Below are 18217 nucleotides of genomic sequence, written 5' to 3'. Positions count from 1 at the left end.
TCGGAGCGACAGAGATTCGGCCTTGCCGGATGAATGGGTCCAGGACCCGGACAAGACAAAAATCTGTCCTAGTGGGAGGAAACGTAATGAACAAATTTTTCAAAGGTGCTTTGGCCGCCGGCGCGCTGGCGCTGGCCACTCCGGCCTTTGCGCAGGACATCGTCGTGGTATCGCACGGTCAGGCGAATGACGCGTTCTGGAACGTGGTCAAGAACGGGGTCGAGCAAGCCGGCACGGATATGGGCGTGAACGTCGAGTACCGTGCGCCCGAAACCTTCGACATGGTTGCCATGTCGCAGTTGATCGACGCTGCCGTAAACCAGGAGCCCGACGGGCTGATCGTCTCGATCCCTGACGCCGACGCGCTTGGCCCCTCGATCGAACGCGCGGTTGCCGCGGGTATCCCGGTGATCTCGATGAACTCGGGCTCGGACGTGTCCAAGGAGCTGGGCGCGGCGCTGCATGTCGGTCAGGATGAGTTCGACGCCGGCAAGGCCGCCGGTGAGAAGCTGGCCGAAATGGGCGGCAAGAATGCGATCTGTGTGAACCACGAGGTCGGCAATGTCGCGCTGGACCTGCGCTGTGCGGGCTTTGCTGAAGGCTTTGGCGGCAATGTGACCGTTCTGCCGACGTCCAACGATCCGTCCGAGATTGAGTCGAAAGTGTCGGCGGCTCTGGCTTCGGATGAAAGCGTCGATACCGTGATGGCGCTGGGCGCAAGCTCGGCCGGTGAGCCCACCGTGGCCGCCGTCAAAGGGTCGGGGCGCGACGTGAACGTGGCCTCGTTCGACCTGTCGGCCAACTTCCTGCAGTCGATCGTCGATGGTGACGCGGCCTTTGCGGTGGACCAGCAGCAGTATCTGCAGGGTTATCTGCCGGTCGTGTTCATGGCGCTGAACGCCAAGTACGGCCTGATGCCGGGCGGCAACGTGCCCTCGGGTCCGAACCTGATCACCGCCGACAAGGCCGGTCAGGTGGTCGAGCTGTCCGCTGAGGGCATCCGCTGATACCGGCGGGCTGAAAATCGGGGCGGCGTCAGGGCGCCGCCCCTGCCAAACGGGAGGAAACCATGACCGAGTCTGCACAAGTGGCGGTGGACGAACGGATCAAGAAGGAGCCGTTCCTGACCAAGCTGATGAAGCGGCCCGAACTGGGGGCCATCGCAGGGGCGATCCTTGTCTTCATCTTCTTCGCCATCACGGCCGATGAATCGATGTTCACGCTTGCCGGCATCATGAACTTCATGACCCCGGCCGCCCAACTGGGTATTCTGGCCATCGGCGCGGCGCTGCTGATGATCGGGGGCGAGTTTGACCTGTCGATTGGCTCCATGGTGGCCTTTGCCGGCCTGTTCTTCGGGGTCTGCGTGGTGACCTGGCAACTGCCCTTGGTGGCCGCGATCCCGATGACTTTTGTCTTTGCCGCCTTTGTCGGGGCAATCAACGGCACCATCGTCATCCGCTCGGGTTTGCCATCCTTCATCGTGACGCTGGCGTTTCTGTTCATTCTGCGCGGCTTGTCCCTGGTGGGGCTCAAGGCGGCAACCGGCGGGTCGACCCAGCTGCGCGGCGTGCGCGATCAGGTCGAAAATGACTGGCTCGCGCCGTTCTTTTCCGGCGAAGCCTTCGGCAGCCTGTTCAGCTGGCTGGCCGAAAAGGGCCTAATCGACACGTTCAAAAGTGGCGCGCCCAAAGTGCCGGGTGTCCCGGTTGAAATCCTGTGGTTCGTGGCCTTCGCCATTGCCGCCACCTATGTTCTGCTGCGTACCCCGGCCGGCAACTGGATCTTCGCCTCGGGCGGCGACCGGGTTGCGGCGTCGAACTCGGGCGTGCCGGTGAACCGGGTCAAGATTTCACTGTTCATGCTGACCGCCTGCTGTGCCGCGCTGGTGGCGATCATCACTGTGATCGATGCAGGCTCGACCGATGCGCGGCGCGGCTTCCAGAAGGAGTTCGAGGCGATCATCGCCGCAGTGATCGGCGGCTGTTTGCTGACCGGCGGGTATGGTTCGGCCATCGGGGCATTCTTCGGGGCGATTATCTTCGGCATGGTGGTCATCGGCCTGACCTATACCGATTTCGATCAGGACTGGTTCCAGGTGTTCCTGGGGGCGATGCTGCTGATCGCCGTTCTGTTCAACAACGCGATCCGCAAACGCGTAACCGGGGAGCGCTGACATGACCGAAGATACCAAGTTCCATCACGGCGATGCGGTCAAAGACGTGGCCCCGGTCGTCGAAATGAAAGAGATCGAAAAGCATTTCGGCAACATCATCGCGTTGGCGGGCGTCAGTTTCGACGTCAAGCCGGGTGAATGCCACTGCCTGCTGGGTGACAACGGGGCGGGCAAATCGACCTTCATCAAGACGATGTCGGGGGTGCACAAACCCACCAAGGGCGAGATCTATTTCGAAGGAAAACCGATGTCCTTCGACACGCCCCGCGACGCGATGGAGGCAGGCATCGCCACCGTGTTCCAGGACCTGGCGATGATCCCGCTGATGAGCGTCACCCGCAATTTCTTCATGGGGCGCGAGCCGACCAAGGGGAAGGGTCTGCTGAAACGGTTCGACATCGAACACGCCAACCAGGTCTGCATGGAAGAGATGCGAAAGATGGGCATCAACCTGCGCGGCCCCGATCAGGCGGTAGGCACCTTGTCGGGGGGCGAGCGTCAGACCGTGGCGATTGCCCGCGCGGTCTATTTCGGCGCCAAGATCCTGATCCTGGACGAACCGACCTCGGCGCTGGGCGTGCGGCAGACATCGAACGTGCTGGCCACCATCGACAAGGTGCGCCACCAGGGCATCGGCGTGGTCTTCATCAGCCACAACGTCCGGCACGCACTGGCCGTGGGCGACCGGTTCACGGTTCTGAACCGCGGCAAGACGCTGGGCACCGCCCGGCGCGGCGAGATCTCGCCCGAAGAGCTGCAGGACATGATGGCCGGCGGGCAGGAGATGGCCGAGCTGGAAGGGTCGCTAGGCGGTACCGTCTGAAGGTTTCTCCCCGGTGTCCCGCATCATGCGGGGCACCAAAATCACCAGGGTCCGGCAGGCCGGGCCACCCGGTCAGGGTGGTGGGCGTGTCGGATCCTTTCACGACAGAATGATTGCAACGGATTGCCCACAGCGGCCTCGTTCTGAAAGGGATCATGATGAGCAAGACAATCCGACTGACCGCGGCGCAGGCCCTGGTGCGTTACCTTGGCGCGCAGATGAACGAAGACGGCGAACCCTTCATCGCCGGTGTCTGGGCGATATTCGGCCATGGCAACGTGGCCGGTCTGGGCGAGGCGCTGCATGGAGTGCGCGACAGCCTGCCCACCTATCGCGGTCACAATGAACAGACCATGGCCCATTGCGCCATCGCCTATGCCAAGCAGATGCGGCGCAGCCGCGCCATGGCGGTCACCTCGTCGATCGGGCCCGGGGCGACCAACATGGTCACCGCCGCCGCGCTGGCGCATGTGAACCGCCTGCCGGTGCTGCTGTTGCCGGGGGACGTTTTCGCCACCCGCGGCCCCGACCCGGTGCTGCAACAGACCGAGGATTTCACCGACGGCACCGTCAGCGCCAATGACTGTTTCCGCCCGGTCAGCCGCTATTTCGACCGGATCACCCGGCCCGAACACCTGCTGACCGCCCTGCCGCGCGCCTTCCGCACCATGACCGACCCGGCTGATTGCGGGCCGGTGACCCTGGGCTTTTGCCAGGACGTGCAGGCCGAGGCCTATGACTATCCGCTCAGCTTCTTCGAGCCGCGCATCTGGCACCAGCGCCGCATCCGCCCTGACGCAGCCGAGCTGGCCCGCGCGGCCGAGGCCATCCGGTCAGCCAAACGCCCGATCATCGTGGCCGGCGGCGGTGTCCATTACTCCGGCGCGACCGACGCGCTGCAGGCCTTTGCCGAGACCCACAACATTCCCGTGGCCGAAACGCAGGCCGGCAAATCGGCCTTGGCCTGGGATCACCCGCTGAACCTGGGCCCCGTCGGCGTGACCGGGGGCGAACCCGCCAACGCCGTGTGCGCCGAGGCGGATCTGATCCTGGGCATCGGCACGCGGTTTCAGGACTTCACAACCGGGTCCTGGGGGCTGTTTTCCAACCCCGAGCGCAAGATGGTCTGCCTGAACACCGCCGCCTATGACGCCGCAAAACATGGCGCGATGCCGCTGCTGGCCGACGCACGGGTCGGGATCGAGGAATTGGGCGCAGCCCTGCAGGGCTATCGCGCCGACCCGGTGGCCGACACGCTCAAGGCCGAGTGGTTTGCCAAGGTCGATGCGCTGACCGATGCGCCGGGCGACGCCAACGCGCTGCCCACCGACATGCAGGTGGTGGGCGCGGTGCAGCGCGCGGCACATGACGACACGGTGGTGATGTGCGCGGCCGGCACCATGCCGGGCGAGCTGCACAAGCTGTGGAAGGCGCCGCGTCCGGGGGCCTATCACATGGAATACGGCTTCAGCTGCATGGGTTACGAGATCGCCGGTGCCATGGGCATCAAGATGGCCCAGCCCGACCGCGACGTGATCTGTTTCACCGGGGACGGCACCTACATGATGGCCAACTCGGAAATGGCGACGGCGGCGATGATGGGCGTGTCCTTCACCGTGGTGATCACCGACAACCGGGGCTTTGGCTGCATCAACCGGCTGCAGATGGGCACCGGCGGGGCCGAGTTCAACAACCTGCTGGACCATGCGGTGCACGAGACGCCCTCGGCCATCGACTTTGCGGCCCACGCGGCGGCGATGGGGGCGACCTCGGTCAAGGTCGCCTCGATCGCCGAGCTGGAAGAGGCGCTGGCCAAACGTGGCGAAGTCAAAGGCCCCTATGTGATTGTCATCGACACCGACCCGTACCCCTCGACCGAATATGGCGGCACATGGTGGGAAGTGGCGGTGCCCGAGGTCAGCACCCGCCCCGAAGTGAATGAAAAACGCGCGGCCTACGAGGCTGCCATCAAGGAAAGAAACACCAAATGAGCGTGAAGATCGGCATCTCTCCGATTGCGTGGCAAAATGACGACCTGCCGGACCTGACGGCGGCGTACACGATGGAACAGGCCCTGAAAGAGGCGCGTCAGATCGGTTATACCGGGGTCGAGCGTGGGCAGCGCATGCCTGCCGATACCGAAGGCCTGCGCGCCTATCTGGAAGAAAATGACCTTGCCCTGTGCGGCGGCTGGTGTTCGGGCAATTCGCTGGTCAATGACTTCGCCGCCGAACGCGACGCGGTGCGCGCACAGGTCGAACAGTTCGTGGCGCTGAACAGCCCCTGCATCGTCTATGCCGAATGCTCGAACACGGTTCAGGGCCAGATCGGCACCCCGGTCAATGACCGCCCGCAACTGTCGAAGGATGAGATCAGGGCCTATGGCGCCAGGATCACCGAACTGGCCAAGTGGATGGCCGATCAGGGCATGCCAATGGCCTATCACCACCACATGGGCACGATCATCGAAAGCGAAGATGACGTGAACTGGCTGATGGACGGATCCGGGCCGGAGGTGAAGCTGTGCTTTGACACCGGGCATCTGCTGTTTGGCGGCGGTGATGTGCTGGCCACGCTGAACCGCTGGGGCGACCGGGTGCATCATGTGCATTTCAAGAATATCCGCCCCGGCATCGTGCGCGACACCCGCGGCAACCGGCGCAGTTTCCTGGATGCGGTGATCGCAGGGGCCTTCACGGTGCCCGGCGATGGCTGCATCGACTTTCAGGAGGTCGCCCATGCGTTGAAAGCCCTGGATTACGAGGGCTGGATCGTGGTCGAGGCCGAGCAGGACCCGGCCAAGGCGCCGCCCTATGAATACTCGAAGATGGGCTATGACCACATCGTCGAGGTCTGCGGTCAGGCCGGATTGACGATCACGGCTTGATCTTTCGCCCCCCGGGGCGCCGCCATGGGAAAGGAGCGTTTCATGGTTCGTCAGCAACCCGGTTTCGCCGGCTATTTCGGCCCCGAGTCCTGTGATCTGGATGAATTCACGGTGCTGACCTCGCAGAGTCTGCGGCCCGAGCAGGTGCCCCACGCTGCCGCGGTGGAAAAGAACGTGCCGATCTATGACATGCACGCGCTGCGCCCCGCCTTGGAAACGCCCGACGCCCGGCGCGCCCTGCTGGCCGAATGGGGTTGGGTTCTGGGCCGATCGGCCGGGGTGATCGCGCTGAAAGGCGCCTATGCCGATGCCGCGGTCATCGACCGGGCGACCGAGGTGTTTCGCCGGATCATCGAAGATGAGCGTCAGGCCGGGGGCGGCGAAGGTGATCACTTTGCGGCTTCGGGCGCGAATGACCGGGTGTGGAACGCGCTTCAAAAGCAATGCCTGCGCGACCCCGAGGGTTTTGCGCTCTATTTCGGCAATACGGCGATTGCCGCCGCCTGCGAGGCCTGGCTGGGCCCCGATTATCAAATGACCGCGCAGATCAACCAGGTGCGGCCGGGCGGTAAGGCGCAGCAGGCGCATCGCGACTATCACCTGGGGTTCCAGACCGCGGACAGGGCGGCCCAGTTCCCGGCGCATGCCCATATGGTCACCGCCGCGCTGACCCTGCAGGGCGCGGTTGCCCATTGCGACATGCCCGTTGAGAGCGGCCCGACCAAACTGTTGCCCTTCTCGCAGCTGTATGGCCCGGGCTATGTCGCCTTTCATGACGATGCATATCGGGCGCATTTCGAACAGGCCTGCATCCAGTTGCCGCTGGCCAAGGGCGATGCGGTGTTCTTCAACCCGGCGCTGTTCCATGCCGCCGGCGAAAACAGCAGCGCCGACATCCACCGGATGGCAAACCTGCTGCAGGTTTCGTCGGCCTTCGGGCGCGCGATGGAGGCTGTGGACCGCAAGGCGATGTGTCTGGCCGTATTCCCGGCACTGATGGCGCTGAAACAGCGTGGCAATCTGGATGATGCCCGGATCGACGCCGCAATCGCGGCCACCGCCGAATGCTATCCCTTTCCGACCAATCTGGACACCGATCCGCCCGTGGGCGGAAACGCTCCGCCCAGCCAGGCCGACATCCTGCGCCGGGCGGTGTCGGAAAGTTGGACGCTGGCGCAGCTGGAACAGGCGCTGAACGCGCTGCGGTCGCGGCAGGCGGCATGACGGAACCCGGGCGGCCGGTGCTGCCCCAACACAGGTGAAACCGATGGCAGAACTGCTGAGAAAACCGTTCGGAACCCATGGCAAGGTGCATGACATCACGCCGGCCAGTGCCGGCTGGCGCTATGTGGGCTTTGGCCTTTATCACCTGCGGGCCGGCGAGCGCGCCGCCGAGGTCACCGGCGACCGCGAGGTCATTCTGGTGATGGTCGAGGGCAAGGCCCGGATCACCGGCGCCGGGCAGGATTGGGGCGTGTTGGGCGACCGGATGAACGTGTTCGAAAAGTCCCCGCCCCATTGCCTGTACCTGCCCAACGGCACCGACTGGGAGGCTACGGCCGAAACCGATTGCGTGATCGCCGTGTGCTCGGCCCCGGGCAAGGGCGGCCATGCCCCGCGCCGGATCGGGCCCGAGGGCATCACCCTGACCGAGCGCGGCAAGGGAACGAACACGCGCTATATCAACAACATCGCTATGGAGGCCGAGGACTACGCCGACAGCCTTCTGGTGACCGAAGTCTTCACCCCCAGCGGTCATTGGTCATCCTACCCCAGCCACCGGCATGACGAGGATGACTATCCCCGAATCACCTATCTGGAAGAGACCTATTACCACCGCCTGAACCCGGCCAGCGGCTTTGGCATCCAGAGGGTCTATACCGATGATGGCCAGTTGGACGAAACCATGGCCGTGTCCGATGGCGATGTGGTACTGGTGCCGCGCGGGCACCACCCTTGCGGGGCGCCCTACGGGTTCGAGATGTATTACCTGAACGTCATGGCCGGGCCGCTGCGCAAATGGCGTTTCGTTCCGGCGCCCGAAGTGGAATGGATCATGGAGCGCGACAAATGACCAAGGCCTTTGCCATCTATCCCGGCCTGAAAGGGCGCACCGTGTTCGTGACCGGCGGGGCCTCGGGCATCGGGCGCGAGATCGTGCGCGGCTTTGCCGAGCAGGGGGCCAAGGTCGGCTTTGTCGACATCAACGCCGAGGGCGGCAACACGCTGCTGGCCGAACTGGACGGAACCCACGCCTTTGCCGCCTGCGACCTGCGCGACATCGCGGCGCTGCGATCCGCTTTTGACAAATTGGCGGGTGCGCTGGGCGCGGCGGACGTTCTGGTCAACAACGCCGCGCATGACGACCGGCACGACTGGCGCGAGGTAACGCCAGACTACTGGGATGAGCGCATGGCGACCAACATCCGCCACATGTTTTTTGCCATCCAGTCCGTGGCGCCCGGCATGATCGACAAGGGCGCCGGGTCGATCATCAATATCGGCTCGAACTCGTGGTGGGAGGCCGGCGCGGGCTTTCCCGCCTATGCCACCGCGAAATCCGCTGTGCACGGCCTGACGCGCACCATGGCGCGCGAGCTGGGCGATCACCGGATCCGGGTCAACACGGTCGTGCCCGGCTGGATCATGACCCAGCGCCAGAAAGACCTGTGGGTCACCCCCGAGGCGCTGGCCAAACAGATCGACCGCCAATGCCTGCCCGACCCGATCGACCCGGTCTATGTGGCGCGGATGGTGCTGTTTCTGGCCTCGGACGACGCGGCCATGTGCAGTGCCGGGAACTTCATGGTCGAGGGCGGCTCGATCTGACGACCTTGGGGTCTTCCCTACCCGGAATCGACGTGCGCCGATGTGCTGGTGCCGGTTGACGGATCGACACCCTGCAAGGGAAGATGCGGCATGATTTCCTATGTCACGGTCGGCGCGGACGACATCGCGCGTGCAAAACGGTTTTACTGCGCCTTTCTGCCGGATCTCGGCTATGCGCTGGAGGAAGGCCCAGAAGGGCTGAGTTTCGCCCTGCCGGTGCCGCCGGGCCAGCAGCCGGTTCTGCCGGAATTTTATGTCAAACCGCCTTTTGACGGGGCCGCGGCCTCGGCCGGGAATGGTGCGATGGTCGCGTTCGAGGCGCGCAATCAGCAGCAGGTGTGCGACCTGCACGCCGCCGCGCTGCGGGCCGGCGGGTCTGACGAAGGCCAGCCGGGCTTTCGCGCCATGTACGGGCCGCGTTTCTATGTCGGCTATCTGCGGGACCCACAGGGCAACAAGATCGCCCTGTTTTCCAGCAATCCAAACGAACCGGGGCGCGACGACTAGGGCCCGCCAGCGCATTTTTCGGTATGGCATAGGTCGGAGCGGTTAGCGCTGCGGCGGCGCACCAAAGGCGCGGATCACGGTGCGGGCGGCGGCCTCAACCGGGTCATGGGTTTCCTTCAGGATCGTCACCCGGTCGAACCGGTCGGGGTCACGGTTGACGGCCTCGCGTAGGGCGGCGCCGAAGGCCATGCGCAGCTCGGTCCCGATGTTGAACTTGCAGATCGCGGTTTCACGCGCCAGCCGCGCGCGCTGTTCCACGGGCACGCCCGAACCGCCATGGATTACCAGCGGCACGTTGGTCACGGCCTGAATCCGGCGGATGCGGTCCTCGTCCAGTCCACCTTCCTTGTTCTGCTGCAGGTGGACGTTTCCGACCGAGATCGCCATCGCGTCCACGCCGGTCTGGGCGGCGAAGGTGGCTGCCTCGTCCGGATCGGTCCCGGCCGAGCCTTCGCCCCCGGAATAGCCGACGAAGCCGATCTCGCCTTCGCACGAAATCCCGGAGGCATGGGCCATTTCGGCAATCGCGGCGGTCTCGTCGATATTTTGCTGCAAGGGCTTGCGCGACCCGTCGAACATCAGCGAGGTGAACCCGCTGTCCAGCGCGATCTTGCACTCCTCGAAGGTATAGCCGTGGTCCAGGTGCGCCACGACGGGCACCGAGGCGTTTTCGGCCAGATACCGGAACATCTTGCCCAGGATCGGCAGCGGTGTGTGCTCGCGGCAGCTGGGTCCGGCCTGCAGGATCACCGGGGCGTTCTCGGCCTCGGCCGCGCCGACATAGGCGCGCATATCCTCCCAGCCCAGCGTCACCAGACCGCCGACGGCATAGCCCTGTTCATAGGCGGGTTGCAGGACGTCTTTGAGCGTAACGAGGGTCATTTGAACTTGGCGATCATGTCTTTGATGCCCGGGATCGTCTCGATCTGATAGGCATGGGTGGGTTGGAAATACTGTACCAGCGACCGCTGGGTTAGCCCGCCGAGGATGGTGAAGTAATACATCTCGTATCCCGGCAGCACGCAGCAGGGGTGATAGCCCTTGTCGATACAGATCGTCGAGCCATCGACGATGTGATAGGCATCGCCCGACTCGTTGTCCTCGCGCTGCAACATCTGTAGGCCCGAGCCCCAGTTGGGCTTGAAGCGGAAATTGTAGGTCTCGTCATGCCGGGTCTCGTCCGGCAGGCGGTTGGTGTCGTGCTTGTGGCTGGGAAAGCCTGACCAGCCGCCCTGACCCACGGTGAACAGCTCGCTCACCAGCAGGCGGCCGACCTCGTCATGCTGTTTCTGGCCCAGGATATGCTTGATCTTGCGATGGGTCTTGGTGTCGTCGCTGCCATATTGCACCAGATCGTGCTCGCGCACGTCGAACGGATCCAGCACCTTGTCATACTTTGCGCCGGCCACGAACACCTCGGCCGTCTCCGACACGCAGACCATCTGCGCCCTGGCCCCCGACGGGACATAGGCGCCCTCGGGCTCGCCATCCCAGACATCCTCGCCCCGGTTGCCCAGATGGGCAAAGCGCACGCCCTCGACATCCACGTCAACGCTGCCGGTGGCGGGCACGATGCAGGTCTCGTACCCCGGGACCTGGTATTCGAAGGCTTCGCCGCGCTTCAACTTGACGATGTTGAAATAGTTCAGCGGCACGGTCGGGTCATCGACATCGACGATGGGTTTGTTCTGGTTGTCGAACGGGGGGATGTGCATCGGGCTCTCCTATCCGGCCGCGGTGGGGCCGGGGTGGGACGCCAGGAAAGCGTCCAGATCTTCGGTGGTTGGCATGGCGGGCGCGCAGCCCGGTTTGGACACGACGATCGAGGCGCAGGCCGATCCGCGCAACACCGCCTGTTCCAGCGAATGGCCCGCGGCGATCGAGGCCAGCAGCCCGGCCATGAAACTGTCGCCCGCGCCGTTGGGTTTGACGGCGGTGACCGGGTAGATGCCGGTGTGGATCTCTTGCCCATCGGTCAGGGTGACGGCGCCCTTTTCGCCCATCTTGTAGATGACGATGCGGCCGGGTTTCTCGGCCAGATCGCAGGCTTTATGGAAGCCTTTCTCGATCCCGCCGGCCATGAAGCCGAATTCTTCGTCATTGCCGACGATCATGTCGCTGGCCTCGCCCGCGCGCGACAGCACGTCGGCCGCGACCTGCGCCGAGGGCCAGCTGTAGGGCCGGTAGTCGATGTCGAAGATCACCGGCAGACCGGCCTTGCGCGCATTGTCGAAGGCGCGGAAGGTGGCGCTGCGCGACGGTTCGGCGGCAAACACGGTTCCGGCCGAGATCGCCGCGCTGAAGCGGCCATAGTCGACACGGTCCATGTCGTCTTCGGTGACCTGAAAATCGACGGCGCCGTTGCGGTAGATGACGTTCTGAAAGTCCTCGATGCAGCTTTCATAGACCGCCAAGGACATGCGGTATTCACCGCCGACGACGCGAATGAAAGAGGTGTCGACACCATAGTGATGCAACTTGTTGAGGCAGAACCGCCCTACCGCGTCATCCGAGACGGAAGTGATCAGCGACGCCTGGCTGCCCAGCTTGACCAGACCCGCGCAGATATTCGCGGACGAACCGCCCAAGTCCGCGCGGAACATGTCGGCATGTTCGCTTTTGACACCGACCGGATCGGCGAACAGGTCCATGCCGGCGCGGCCGAAAACGGCAAACCGGTTTCCTTTGATGCCGTCGATCAAGTGACTCAAACTGTTCCTCCCAGGCATTTTGATCCCATCGATCCGATGGACCTTGCATTGGATCGATTCTCACGATACTGATTTTGCAACCGGTTGCAATCAGTATGTTCGGAGCCGCCCAAAATGCCAGAAATCGGAATTGGAATCGTCGGAGGCGGCTATATGGGCAAGGCCCATTCGGTGGCCATGTCCGCCGTGGGCGCCGTGTTCGACACCGCGCTCAGACCGCGGCTCGAGATGATCTGCGCCTCAAGCCCCGAAAGCGCCGAACGCTACCGCGCCGCCTACGGGTTCCGCCGTGCCACCGCCGACTGGCAGGCCTTGATCAAAGATCCGGCGGTCGAGGCCGTCGTGATTGCATCGCCCCAGTCCACCCACCGGCAGATCGCCGAGGCGGCGCTGGCGCTGGGCAAGCCGGTGCTGTGCGAAAAACCGCTGGGCGCGTCGCTCGAGGACAGCCGTGCCATGGTGGCGGCGGCCGAGGCCTCGGGCACCGTCAACATGGTTGGGTTCAACTATATCCGCACCCCGGCCAGCCAGTTTGCCCGCCAGCTGATCGCCGACGGCGCGATTGGCGACATCACATGGTTCCGCGGTGAACATACCGAGGATTTCTATGCCGACCCCGAGGCCCCGGCGACCTGGCGCACGACCGGCATGGCCAACGGCACTATCGGCGATCTGGCGCCGCACATGGTCAATGGCGCGCTAGCTTTGGTGGGACCGATCGCGCAGGTCATGGCCGATGTGGAAACCGTGCATCGCTCCCGTCCGGGCGGCGCGGTGACCAATGACGACCACGCCCAGATGATGTGCCGGTTTGAAAACGGCGTCATGGGGAACCTCTATTTCAGCCGCATCGCGACCGGGCGCAAGATGGGTTATGCCTATGAGATCTCGGGTACCAAGGGCGCGATCCGTTTTGACCAGGAGGATCAGAATGCCCTGTGGCTCTATCGCCGCGAAGGCCCCGAGGCCCAGCGCGGTTTCACCAAGATCCTGACCGGTCCGGCGCATCCCGACTATGAGCCCTTTTGCCAGGGTCCCGGCCACGGCACCGGTTATCAGGATCAGATCATCATCGAGGCCAAGGATTTTCTGACCGCCATTCACTCCGGCCGGAACATCTGGCCGACCTTCCGGGATGGGCACGAGGTCAACCGGGTGCTGGCGGCGGCGCTGGCTTCGGCCGACAGTCGCGGCTGGCAGGAAGTCAGCGTGTTCTAGCCCGGCACGTTTTCCAACATTGTTCGCAGAGAGACCAAGACCATGGCAAAGTTGAAATGGGGCATGATCGGGGGCGGAGAAGGCAGCCAGATCGGGCCCGCCCACCGTCTGGGCGCACAGGCCGACGGCCTGTTCGAATTCACCGCCGGCGCGCTGGATCACCGGCCCGAAGAGGGGCGCGCCTATGCGCAGCGGCTGGGTGTGCCCGCCGACCGCGCCTATGGCGACTGGCAGGAGATGCTGGCCGGCGAAAAGGACCGGCCCGACCGGATCGACCTTGTGACCATCGCCACCCCGAACGCGACCCATTTCGAGATCGCCAAGGCGTATCTCGAGGCCGGGTTCAACGTGCTGTGCGAAAAGCCCATGACCATGACCGTGGAAGAGGGCGAAGAGATCGTGCGCGTGGCCCGGGCCTCGGGTAAGATCTGCGCGGTCAACTACTGCTATTCGGCCTATCCGATGGTGCGGCAGGCCCGCGCCATGGTCCGCGCAGGAGAGATCGGCAAGGTGCGTCTGGTCGTCACCAATTTCAGCCACGGCCACCATGGGGATGCCACTGACGCGGACAATCCGCGCGTGCGCTGGCGCTATGATCCGGCCATGGCGGGCGTGTCGGGGCAATTCGCCGATTGCGGCATCCACGCGCTGCACATGGCCAGCTTCATCTGCGATGACGAGGTCGCGACGCTGTCGGCCGACATGGCCTCGACCATTCCCAGCCGCCAGCTGGAGGACGACGCGATGGTCATTTTTCGCATGGAGGGCGGCACCGTGGGCCGGCTGTGGACCTCGTCCGTGGCGATCGGGCGGCAACACGGGTTCGACATCCAGGTGTTCGGCGAAACCGGTGGGCTGCGCTGGGCCTCCGAACACCCCAACCAGCTGATCTACACCCCGGTCGGTGGACGAACCCAGATCATCGAAAAGGGCGAGGGCGGCTTGCATGAAGACGCGATGCGCCTGTCGCGCGTGGCGATTGCCCATCCCGAGGGCTTTCCGCTGGCCGTGGCCAATATCTATTGCGATCTGGCCGACGCGATCCGGGGTGAGCCGCGCGATGGGCTGCCCGATGCCGCCGATGGCGTCCGCTCGATTGCCGCGGTGCACGCAGCGGTGGCCTCGGCCCGGGCCGAGGGCACCTGGCAGGACGCGCGCCCGCCGATGTTCCGCTGATCAGGGGCGGGGCCGCAACGTGCCCCGCTCGATCACCCGACAGGGGAAGATCCGCGCCTCGGGGTAGCGATCCGGTGTCTTCAGCATCTCTTCGACCAGATCGACCGACGAGGTGATGATCTGCTTGATCGGCTGATGGATGGTCGTCAGGTTGATGTATTCCCAGCGCGACATTTCCATGTCGTTCAGGCCGATGATCCCGATGTCAGAACCCGGTTTCAGCCCGTGGTCGGCCAGCGCCGACAGCGCCCCGATCGACAGGATGTCGTCGCCGCAGAAATAGGCCTGCGCCGGGTCACCCGCCAGCAGGCGCAGCATCTCGGCCCGGCCGGCCTCGAAGGAGTAGGCCCCAGCGAAGGAGTGGCTGACGGGAACCTGCGGGTGGTTTGCCATTTCCTCGGTAAAGCCCCGTTGCCGGTCCCGCGCCGAGGTCGCATCGACCGGCCCGCCCAGATAGCCCACGCTGGCATAGCCCCGCGCGACCAGCTCGCGCGCGGCCATGCGTCCGCATTCGACGTTGTCGATTCCGACCACATGCACCTCGGGCGAAGTCGCCGAGCGCCCGAAGGTGTGCACCACCGGGACCCCTGCATCGTGGAACGCCTTGGCAAAGCTGGGTGGCAAGGTCGACGAGGCGACGATCACCGCATCCACCGAATACTGCCGCAGCATGCGCACGGAATTGGCGGGCTCGGTCTCGTCGGTCAGGTTCACGATCAGCGGGCGCAGCCCGCGTTCCTGCAGGGCGCGGGTGAACTGGTCGAAAACCTCAAGAAAGATGGGATTGTGGAAGTTGTTCGAGATCAGCCCGATCAGCTTGGTCCGCCCCGTCGTCAACGACGAGGCCAGCGCGTTGGGGCTGTAGCCCAGTTCCTTGGCGGCCTTTTCCACTTTGGCGCGGGTCTTGGCCGAGACCGAGGCGCCCGGCGTGAAGGTGCGCGATACGGCCGACCGCGACACCCCGGCCAAGGCCGCAACTTCCTTCAGCGTAACGCCCACCTGCCTGGTCTCCTTTGCGCGGTCGATCGGGTCTGTTGAATGTCGCATCATTGCAAAAATGGTGCAATCGGTTGCAAAGCATTTCCACCACTGACGTCAGGTTCCGAAGCGCTGCGGGCTGTGATCTGACATTGTGATTCAACTTTCGTCAATATGACGGAAAAGCTGCCCGTTTCGTCAACTCGATTGCTGTGCCCGGACGGCGGCGCGGTCATACTGGAACCAGAGCAGAGGAGGAGGCGCGCAATGAGTTGGAAAATCTGCGTCGTCGGGGCCGGAAAGATCGGACAGATGATCGCCGCCCTGTTGAAGAAATCGCACAACTATACCGTAACCGTGGCCGACCATGACCTGACGGCATTGTCGGCGTTGAACAGGCAGGGCATCACCACCCGGCAGATCGACGCGGGCGACGAAACCGGGCTGGCACAGGGGCTTGCGGGGTTCGACGCGGTGATCTCGGCCGCACCGTTTTTCCTGACGCCTGCCATCGCCAAGGCGGCCAAGGCCGCGGGTGCGCATTATTTTGACCTGACCGAGGATGTCGCCGCCACCAACGCCGTGCGCGAACTGGCCCGCGACAGTGACACCGCCTTCATGCCGCAATGCGGGTTGGCACCGGGTTTTGTCGGCATCGCGGGGGCCGCGCTGGCGGACGAATTCGACACGCTGGACAGCCTGCACATGCGGGTGGGCGCGCTGCCTCTCTATCCGACCAATGCGCTGAAATACAATCTGACCTGGTCCACTGACGGGCTGATCAACGAATACTGCAACCCCTGCGACGCCATCGTGAATGGCGAACGGGTCAAGACCGCGCCGCTCGAGGATCACGAGATCATCGGCCATGACGGTGTGGAATACGAATGCTTCAACACGTCGGGCGGCTTGGGCACCTTGCCCGAGACGCTGGCCGGCAAGGCGCGGGCGGTGTCCTATCGCTCGATCCGCTATCCCGGCCATCGCGACATCCTGAAACTGCTGTTGACCGACCTGGGCCTGGGTCAGCGCCGCGACCTGTTGAAGGACATCTTTGAAACCGCGCTGCCGCGCACCGATCAGGACGTGGTTCTGGTCTATTGCACGGCCAAGGGCATGATCGACGGGGCGCTGCGCGAGAAATCACTGATCAACAAATCCTTTGCGCGGACCATCGACGGCCAGATCTGGAGCGCGATCCAAATCACCACCGCCGCCGGCGTTCTGGGTGTGGTCGACCTGATGCGCACCGGCGCGCTGCCCACCCGGGGTTTCGTCCGGCAAGAGCAGGTCAGGCTGGATGACTTCCTGAACACCGAATTCGGCCAGCTGTACCGCGCTGGCGAAGTGACCCCCCAGAACAAGGCGGCCTGAACATGAAAGACGTAGTCATGACTGCAGAACACACACTCGAAAAACTGGGCCTGACGGCGGCCGAGCTGACCGGCGGGACGCTAGAGGTCCGCTCGCCCATCGACGGCCACGTGCTGGCGCGGGTGCATGAAACGCCCGTTGCCGACATGGACGCGGTCTTTGCCCGCGCCACGGCGGCCTTCAAGGCCTGGCGCACCGTGCCCGCCCCGCGCCGGGGCGAATTGATCCGCCTGCTGGGCGAGGAGCTGCGCGCGGCCAAGGAGGACCTGGGCGCGCTGGTCAGCTGGGAGGCCGGCAAGATCACCTCGGAAGGTCTGGGCGAAGTGCAGGAGATGATCGACATCTGCGACTTTGCCGTGGGTCTGTCACGGCAGCTGTACGGCCTGACCATCGCCTCGGAACGCCCCGGCCACCGGATGATGGAGACCTGGCACCCGGCCGGTCCGGTCGGCGTGATCTCGGCCTTCAACTTCCCGGTTGCGGTCTGGTCGTGGAACGCGGCGCTGGCGCTGGTCTGCGGCGATCCGGTGATCTGGAAACCGTCCGAGAAAACGCCCCTGACCGCGATGGGCTGTCAGAAGATCTTTGAAAAGGCCGTGGCCCGGTTCGGCGACGCGCCCGAGGGGCTGCTGCAACTGCTGATCGGCGGTGCCGATCTGGGCAAGGCGCTTGTGGCCAGCGAGGCGGTGCCGATCATTTCGGCCACCGGCTCGACCCGGATGGGCCGCGCGGTCGCGCCGATCGTGGCGCAGCGGTTCGGCAAGTGTATCCTGGAACTGGGCGGCAACAACGCCATGATCGTGGGCTCCTCGGCCGATCTGGAAATGGCGGTACGGGCCATCGTGTTCTCGGCCGTAGGGACAGCCGGTCAGCGCTGCACCACGCTGCGACGGCTGATCGTGCACAACTCGATCCGTGCCGATCTGGTTGCGCGGCTGAAAAAGGCCTATGCCGGTCTGCCCATCGGTGACCCGCTGGCCGAAGGCACCTTGGTCGGGCCGCTGGTGGACGAGGCTTCGGGGCAGGCGATGGAGGCCGCGCTGAAGGCGGCCGAGGCCGAGGGCGGCACCGTCTTCCGCGGCAAGCGCGTGACCGATGGCGTGCCCGAGGGCGGTGTCTACATGCAGCCCGCGATCGTCGAAATGCCGGACCAGACCGAGATCGTAAAGACCGAAACCTTTGCGCCGATCCTCTATGTGATGGGCTATGACGGTTTCGACGAGGCGCTTGAGATGCAGAACGACGTGCCGCAGGGCCTGTCGTCTTGCGTGTTCACGCTGAACATGCGCGAGGCGGAACAGTTCCTGTCGCCCGCCGGGTCCGATTGCGGCATCGCCAACGTGAATATCGGCCCCTCGGGCGCCGAGATCGGCGGCGCGTTCGGCGGTGAGAAGGAAACCGGTGGCGGACGCGAAAGCGGCTCGGATGCCTGGAAGGGCTATATGCGGCGCCAGACGAACACCGTGAACTACTCGGCCGAATTGCCGTTGGCGCAGGGCGTGAAGTTCGACATCTGAAAACCTGGCCCGGCGGCCTAG

Annotated in this window: 17 protein-coding genes; 13 read left to right on the top strand and 4 right to left on the bottom strand. The window is 64.5% G+C overall.

The genetic code is table 11. From position 1 onward, the window contains the following. Positions 1–86: 86 nt before the first annotated feature. From AC2FNL_RS02865 to AC2FNL_RS02825, 9 genes are all read left to right on the top strand, one after another. Positions 87–1007, top strand: coding sequence for a sugar ABC transporter substrate-binding protein (locus AC2FNL_RS02865; protein ID WP_496832249.1), 921 nt, complete (start codon positions 87–89; stop codon positions 1005–1007). A 62-nt stretch (positions 1008–1069) separates the two neighbouring features. Beyond that, positions 1070–2176 carry an ABC transporter permease gene (locus AC2FNL_RS02860; RefSeq protein ID WP_170342564.1) on the top strand — a complete coding sequence of 369 codons (1107 nt, stop codon included), beginning with the start codon at positions 1070–1072 and terminating at the stop codon, positions 2174–2176. A gap of 1 nt (position 2177) precedes the next feature. Beyond that, positions 2178–2999, top strand: coding sequence for an ATP-binding cassette domain-containing protein (locus tag AC2FNL_RS02855; protein WP_496832247.1), 822 nt, complete (start codon positions 2178–2180; stop codon positions 2997–2999). A 158-nt stretch (positions 3000–3157) separates the two neighbouring features. Continuing rightward, on the top strand, positions 3158–4990 hold the full coding sequence (gene iolD / locus AC2FNL_RS02850) for a 3D-(3,5/4)-trihydroxycyclohexane-1,2-dione acylhydrolase (decyclizing) (RefSeq protein ID WP_496832245.1): 1833 nt from the start codon (positions 3158–3160) through the stop codon (positions 4988–4990). Beyond that, on the top strand, positions 4987–5886 hold the full coding sequence (iolE, locus tag AC2FNL_RS02845; protein ID WP_496832243.1) for a myo-inosose-2 dehydratase: 900 nt from the start codon (positions 4987–4989) through the stop codon (positions 5884–5886). Before iolD ends, iolE begins: the two co-directional genes overlap by 4 nt. A gap of 42 nt (positions 5887–5928) precedes the next feature. After that, the gene (locus AC2FNL_RS02840; RefSeq protein ID WP_496832241.1) at positions 5929–7110 is read left to right on the top strand and encodes a phytanoyl-CoA dioxygenase family protein; all 1182 of its coding nucleotides are present in this window, start codon (positions 5929–5931) and stop codon (positions 7108–7110) included. Positions 7111–7153: 43 nt separating this feature from the next. Then, entirely contained in the window at positions 7154–7960 is an 807-nt protein-coding gene (gene iolB, locus AC2FNL_RS02835; protein WP_496832239.1) for a 5-deoxy-glucuronate isomerase, read from the top strand. Beyond that, a complete protein-coding gene (locus tag AC2FNL_RS02830; protein WP_093963704.1) occupies positions 7957–8715 on the top strand; it encodes an SDR family NAD(P)-dependent oxidoreductase in 759 nt (252 codons plus the stop codon). Before iolB ends, AC2FNL_RS02830 begins: the two co-directional genes overlap by 4 nt. A gap of 90 nt (positions 8716–8805) precedes the next feature. After that, entirely contained in the window at positions 8806–9222 is a 417-nt protein-coding gene (locus AC2FNL_RS02825; protein WP_170342554.1) for a VOC family protein, read from the top strand. 42 nt (positions 9223–9264) lie between these two features. On the opposite strand, the gene AC2FNL_RS02820 is transcribed toward AC2FNL_RS02825, so the two are convergent. Genes AC2FNL_RS02820 through AC2FNL_RS02810 form a run of 3 tightly spaced genes read right to left on the bottom strand, consistent with a single transcriptional unit; the run spans position 9265 to position 11951 of the window. Further along, positions 9265–10104, bottom strand: coding sequence for a class II fructose-bisphosphate aldolase (locus AC2FNL_RS02820; RefSeq protein ID WP_496832237.1), 840 nt, complete (start codon positions 10102–10104; stop codon positions 9265–9267). Further along, positions 10101–10937 (bottom strand): 5-deoxy-glucuronate isomerase, encoded by an 837-nt coding sequence (locus AC2FNL_RS02815; RefSeq protein ID WP_496832235.1) that lies wholly within the window; start codon positions 10935–10937, stop codon positions 10101–10103. The genes AC2FNL_RS02820 and AC2FNL_RS02815 overlap by 4 nt, the downstream gene beginning before the upstream one ends. 9 nt (positions 10938–10946) lie before the next feature. Further along, a complete protein-coding gene (locus tag AC2FNL_RS02810) occupies positions 10947–11951 on the bottom strand; it encodes a PfkB family carbohydrate kinase (protein WP_496832233.1) in 1005 nt (334 codons plus the stop codon). A gap of 96 nt (positions 11952–12047) precedes the next feature. On the opposite strand from AC2FNL_RS02810, the gene AC2FNL_RS02805 reads away from it, so the two are divergent. Next, a complete protein-coding gene (locus AC2FNL_RS02805; RefSeq protein WP_496832231.1) occupies positions 12048–13151 on the top strand; it encodes a Gfo/Idh/MocA family protein in 1104 nt (367 codons plus the stop codon). A 42-nt stretch (positions 13152–13193) separates the two neighbouring features. Continuing rightward, positions 13194–14327 (top strand): Gfo/Idh/MocA family protein, encoded by a 1134-nt coding sequence (locus AC2FNL_RS02800; RefSeq protein ID WP_496832229.1) that lies wholly within the window; start codon positions 13194–13196, stop codon positions 14325–14327. Here the strand turns inward: AC2FNL_RS02800 and AC2FNL_RS02795 are convergent, their stop codons facing one another. Next, positions 14328–15326 (bottom strand): LacI family DNA-binding transcriptional regulator, encoded by a 999-nt coding sequence (locus AC2FNL_RS02795; protein WP_480754747.1) that lies wholly within the window; start codon positions 15324–15326, stop codon positions 14328–14330. It lies immediately after the preceding gene. 246 nt (positions 15327–15572) lie between these two features. Between AC2FNL_RS02795 and AC2FNL_RS02790 the strand changes: the two genes are divergently transcribed. Continuing rightward, on the top strand, positions 15573–16679 hold the full coding sequence (locus AC2FNL_RS02790; RefSeq protein WP_496832227.1) for a saccharopine dehydrogenase family protein: 1107 nt from the start codon (positions 15573–15575) through the stop codon (positions 16677–16679). 17 nt (positions 16680–16696) lie between these two features. Next, on the top strand, positions 16697–18196 hold the full coding sequence (gene amaB, locus AC2FNL_RS02785; protein WP_496832271.1) for an L-piperidine-6-carboxylate dehydrogenase: 1500 nt from the start codon (positions 16697–16699) through the stop codon (positions 18194–18196). Positions 18197–18217: the final 21 nt, after the last annotated feature.

The organism is Ruegeria sp. CRTD044 (genome assembly GCF_059613485.1).
The sequence above is the reverse complement of the archived record's forward strand: the minus strand, read 5'-3'. Positions and strand labels throughout refer to the sequence as shown.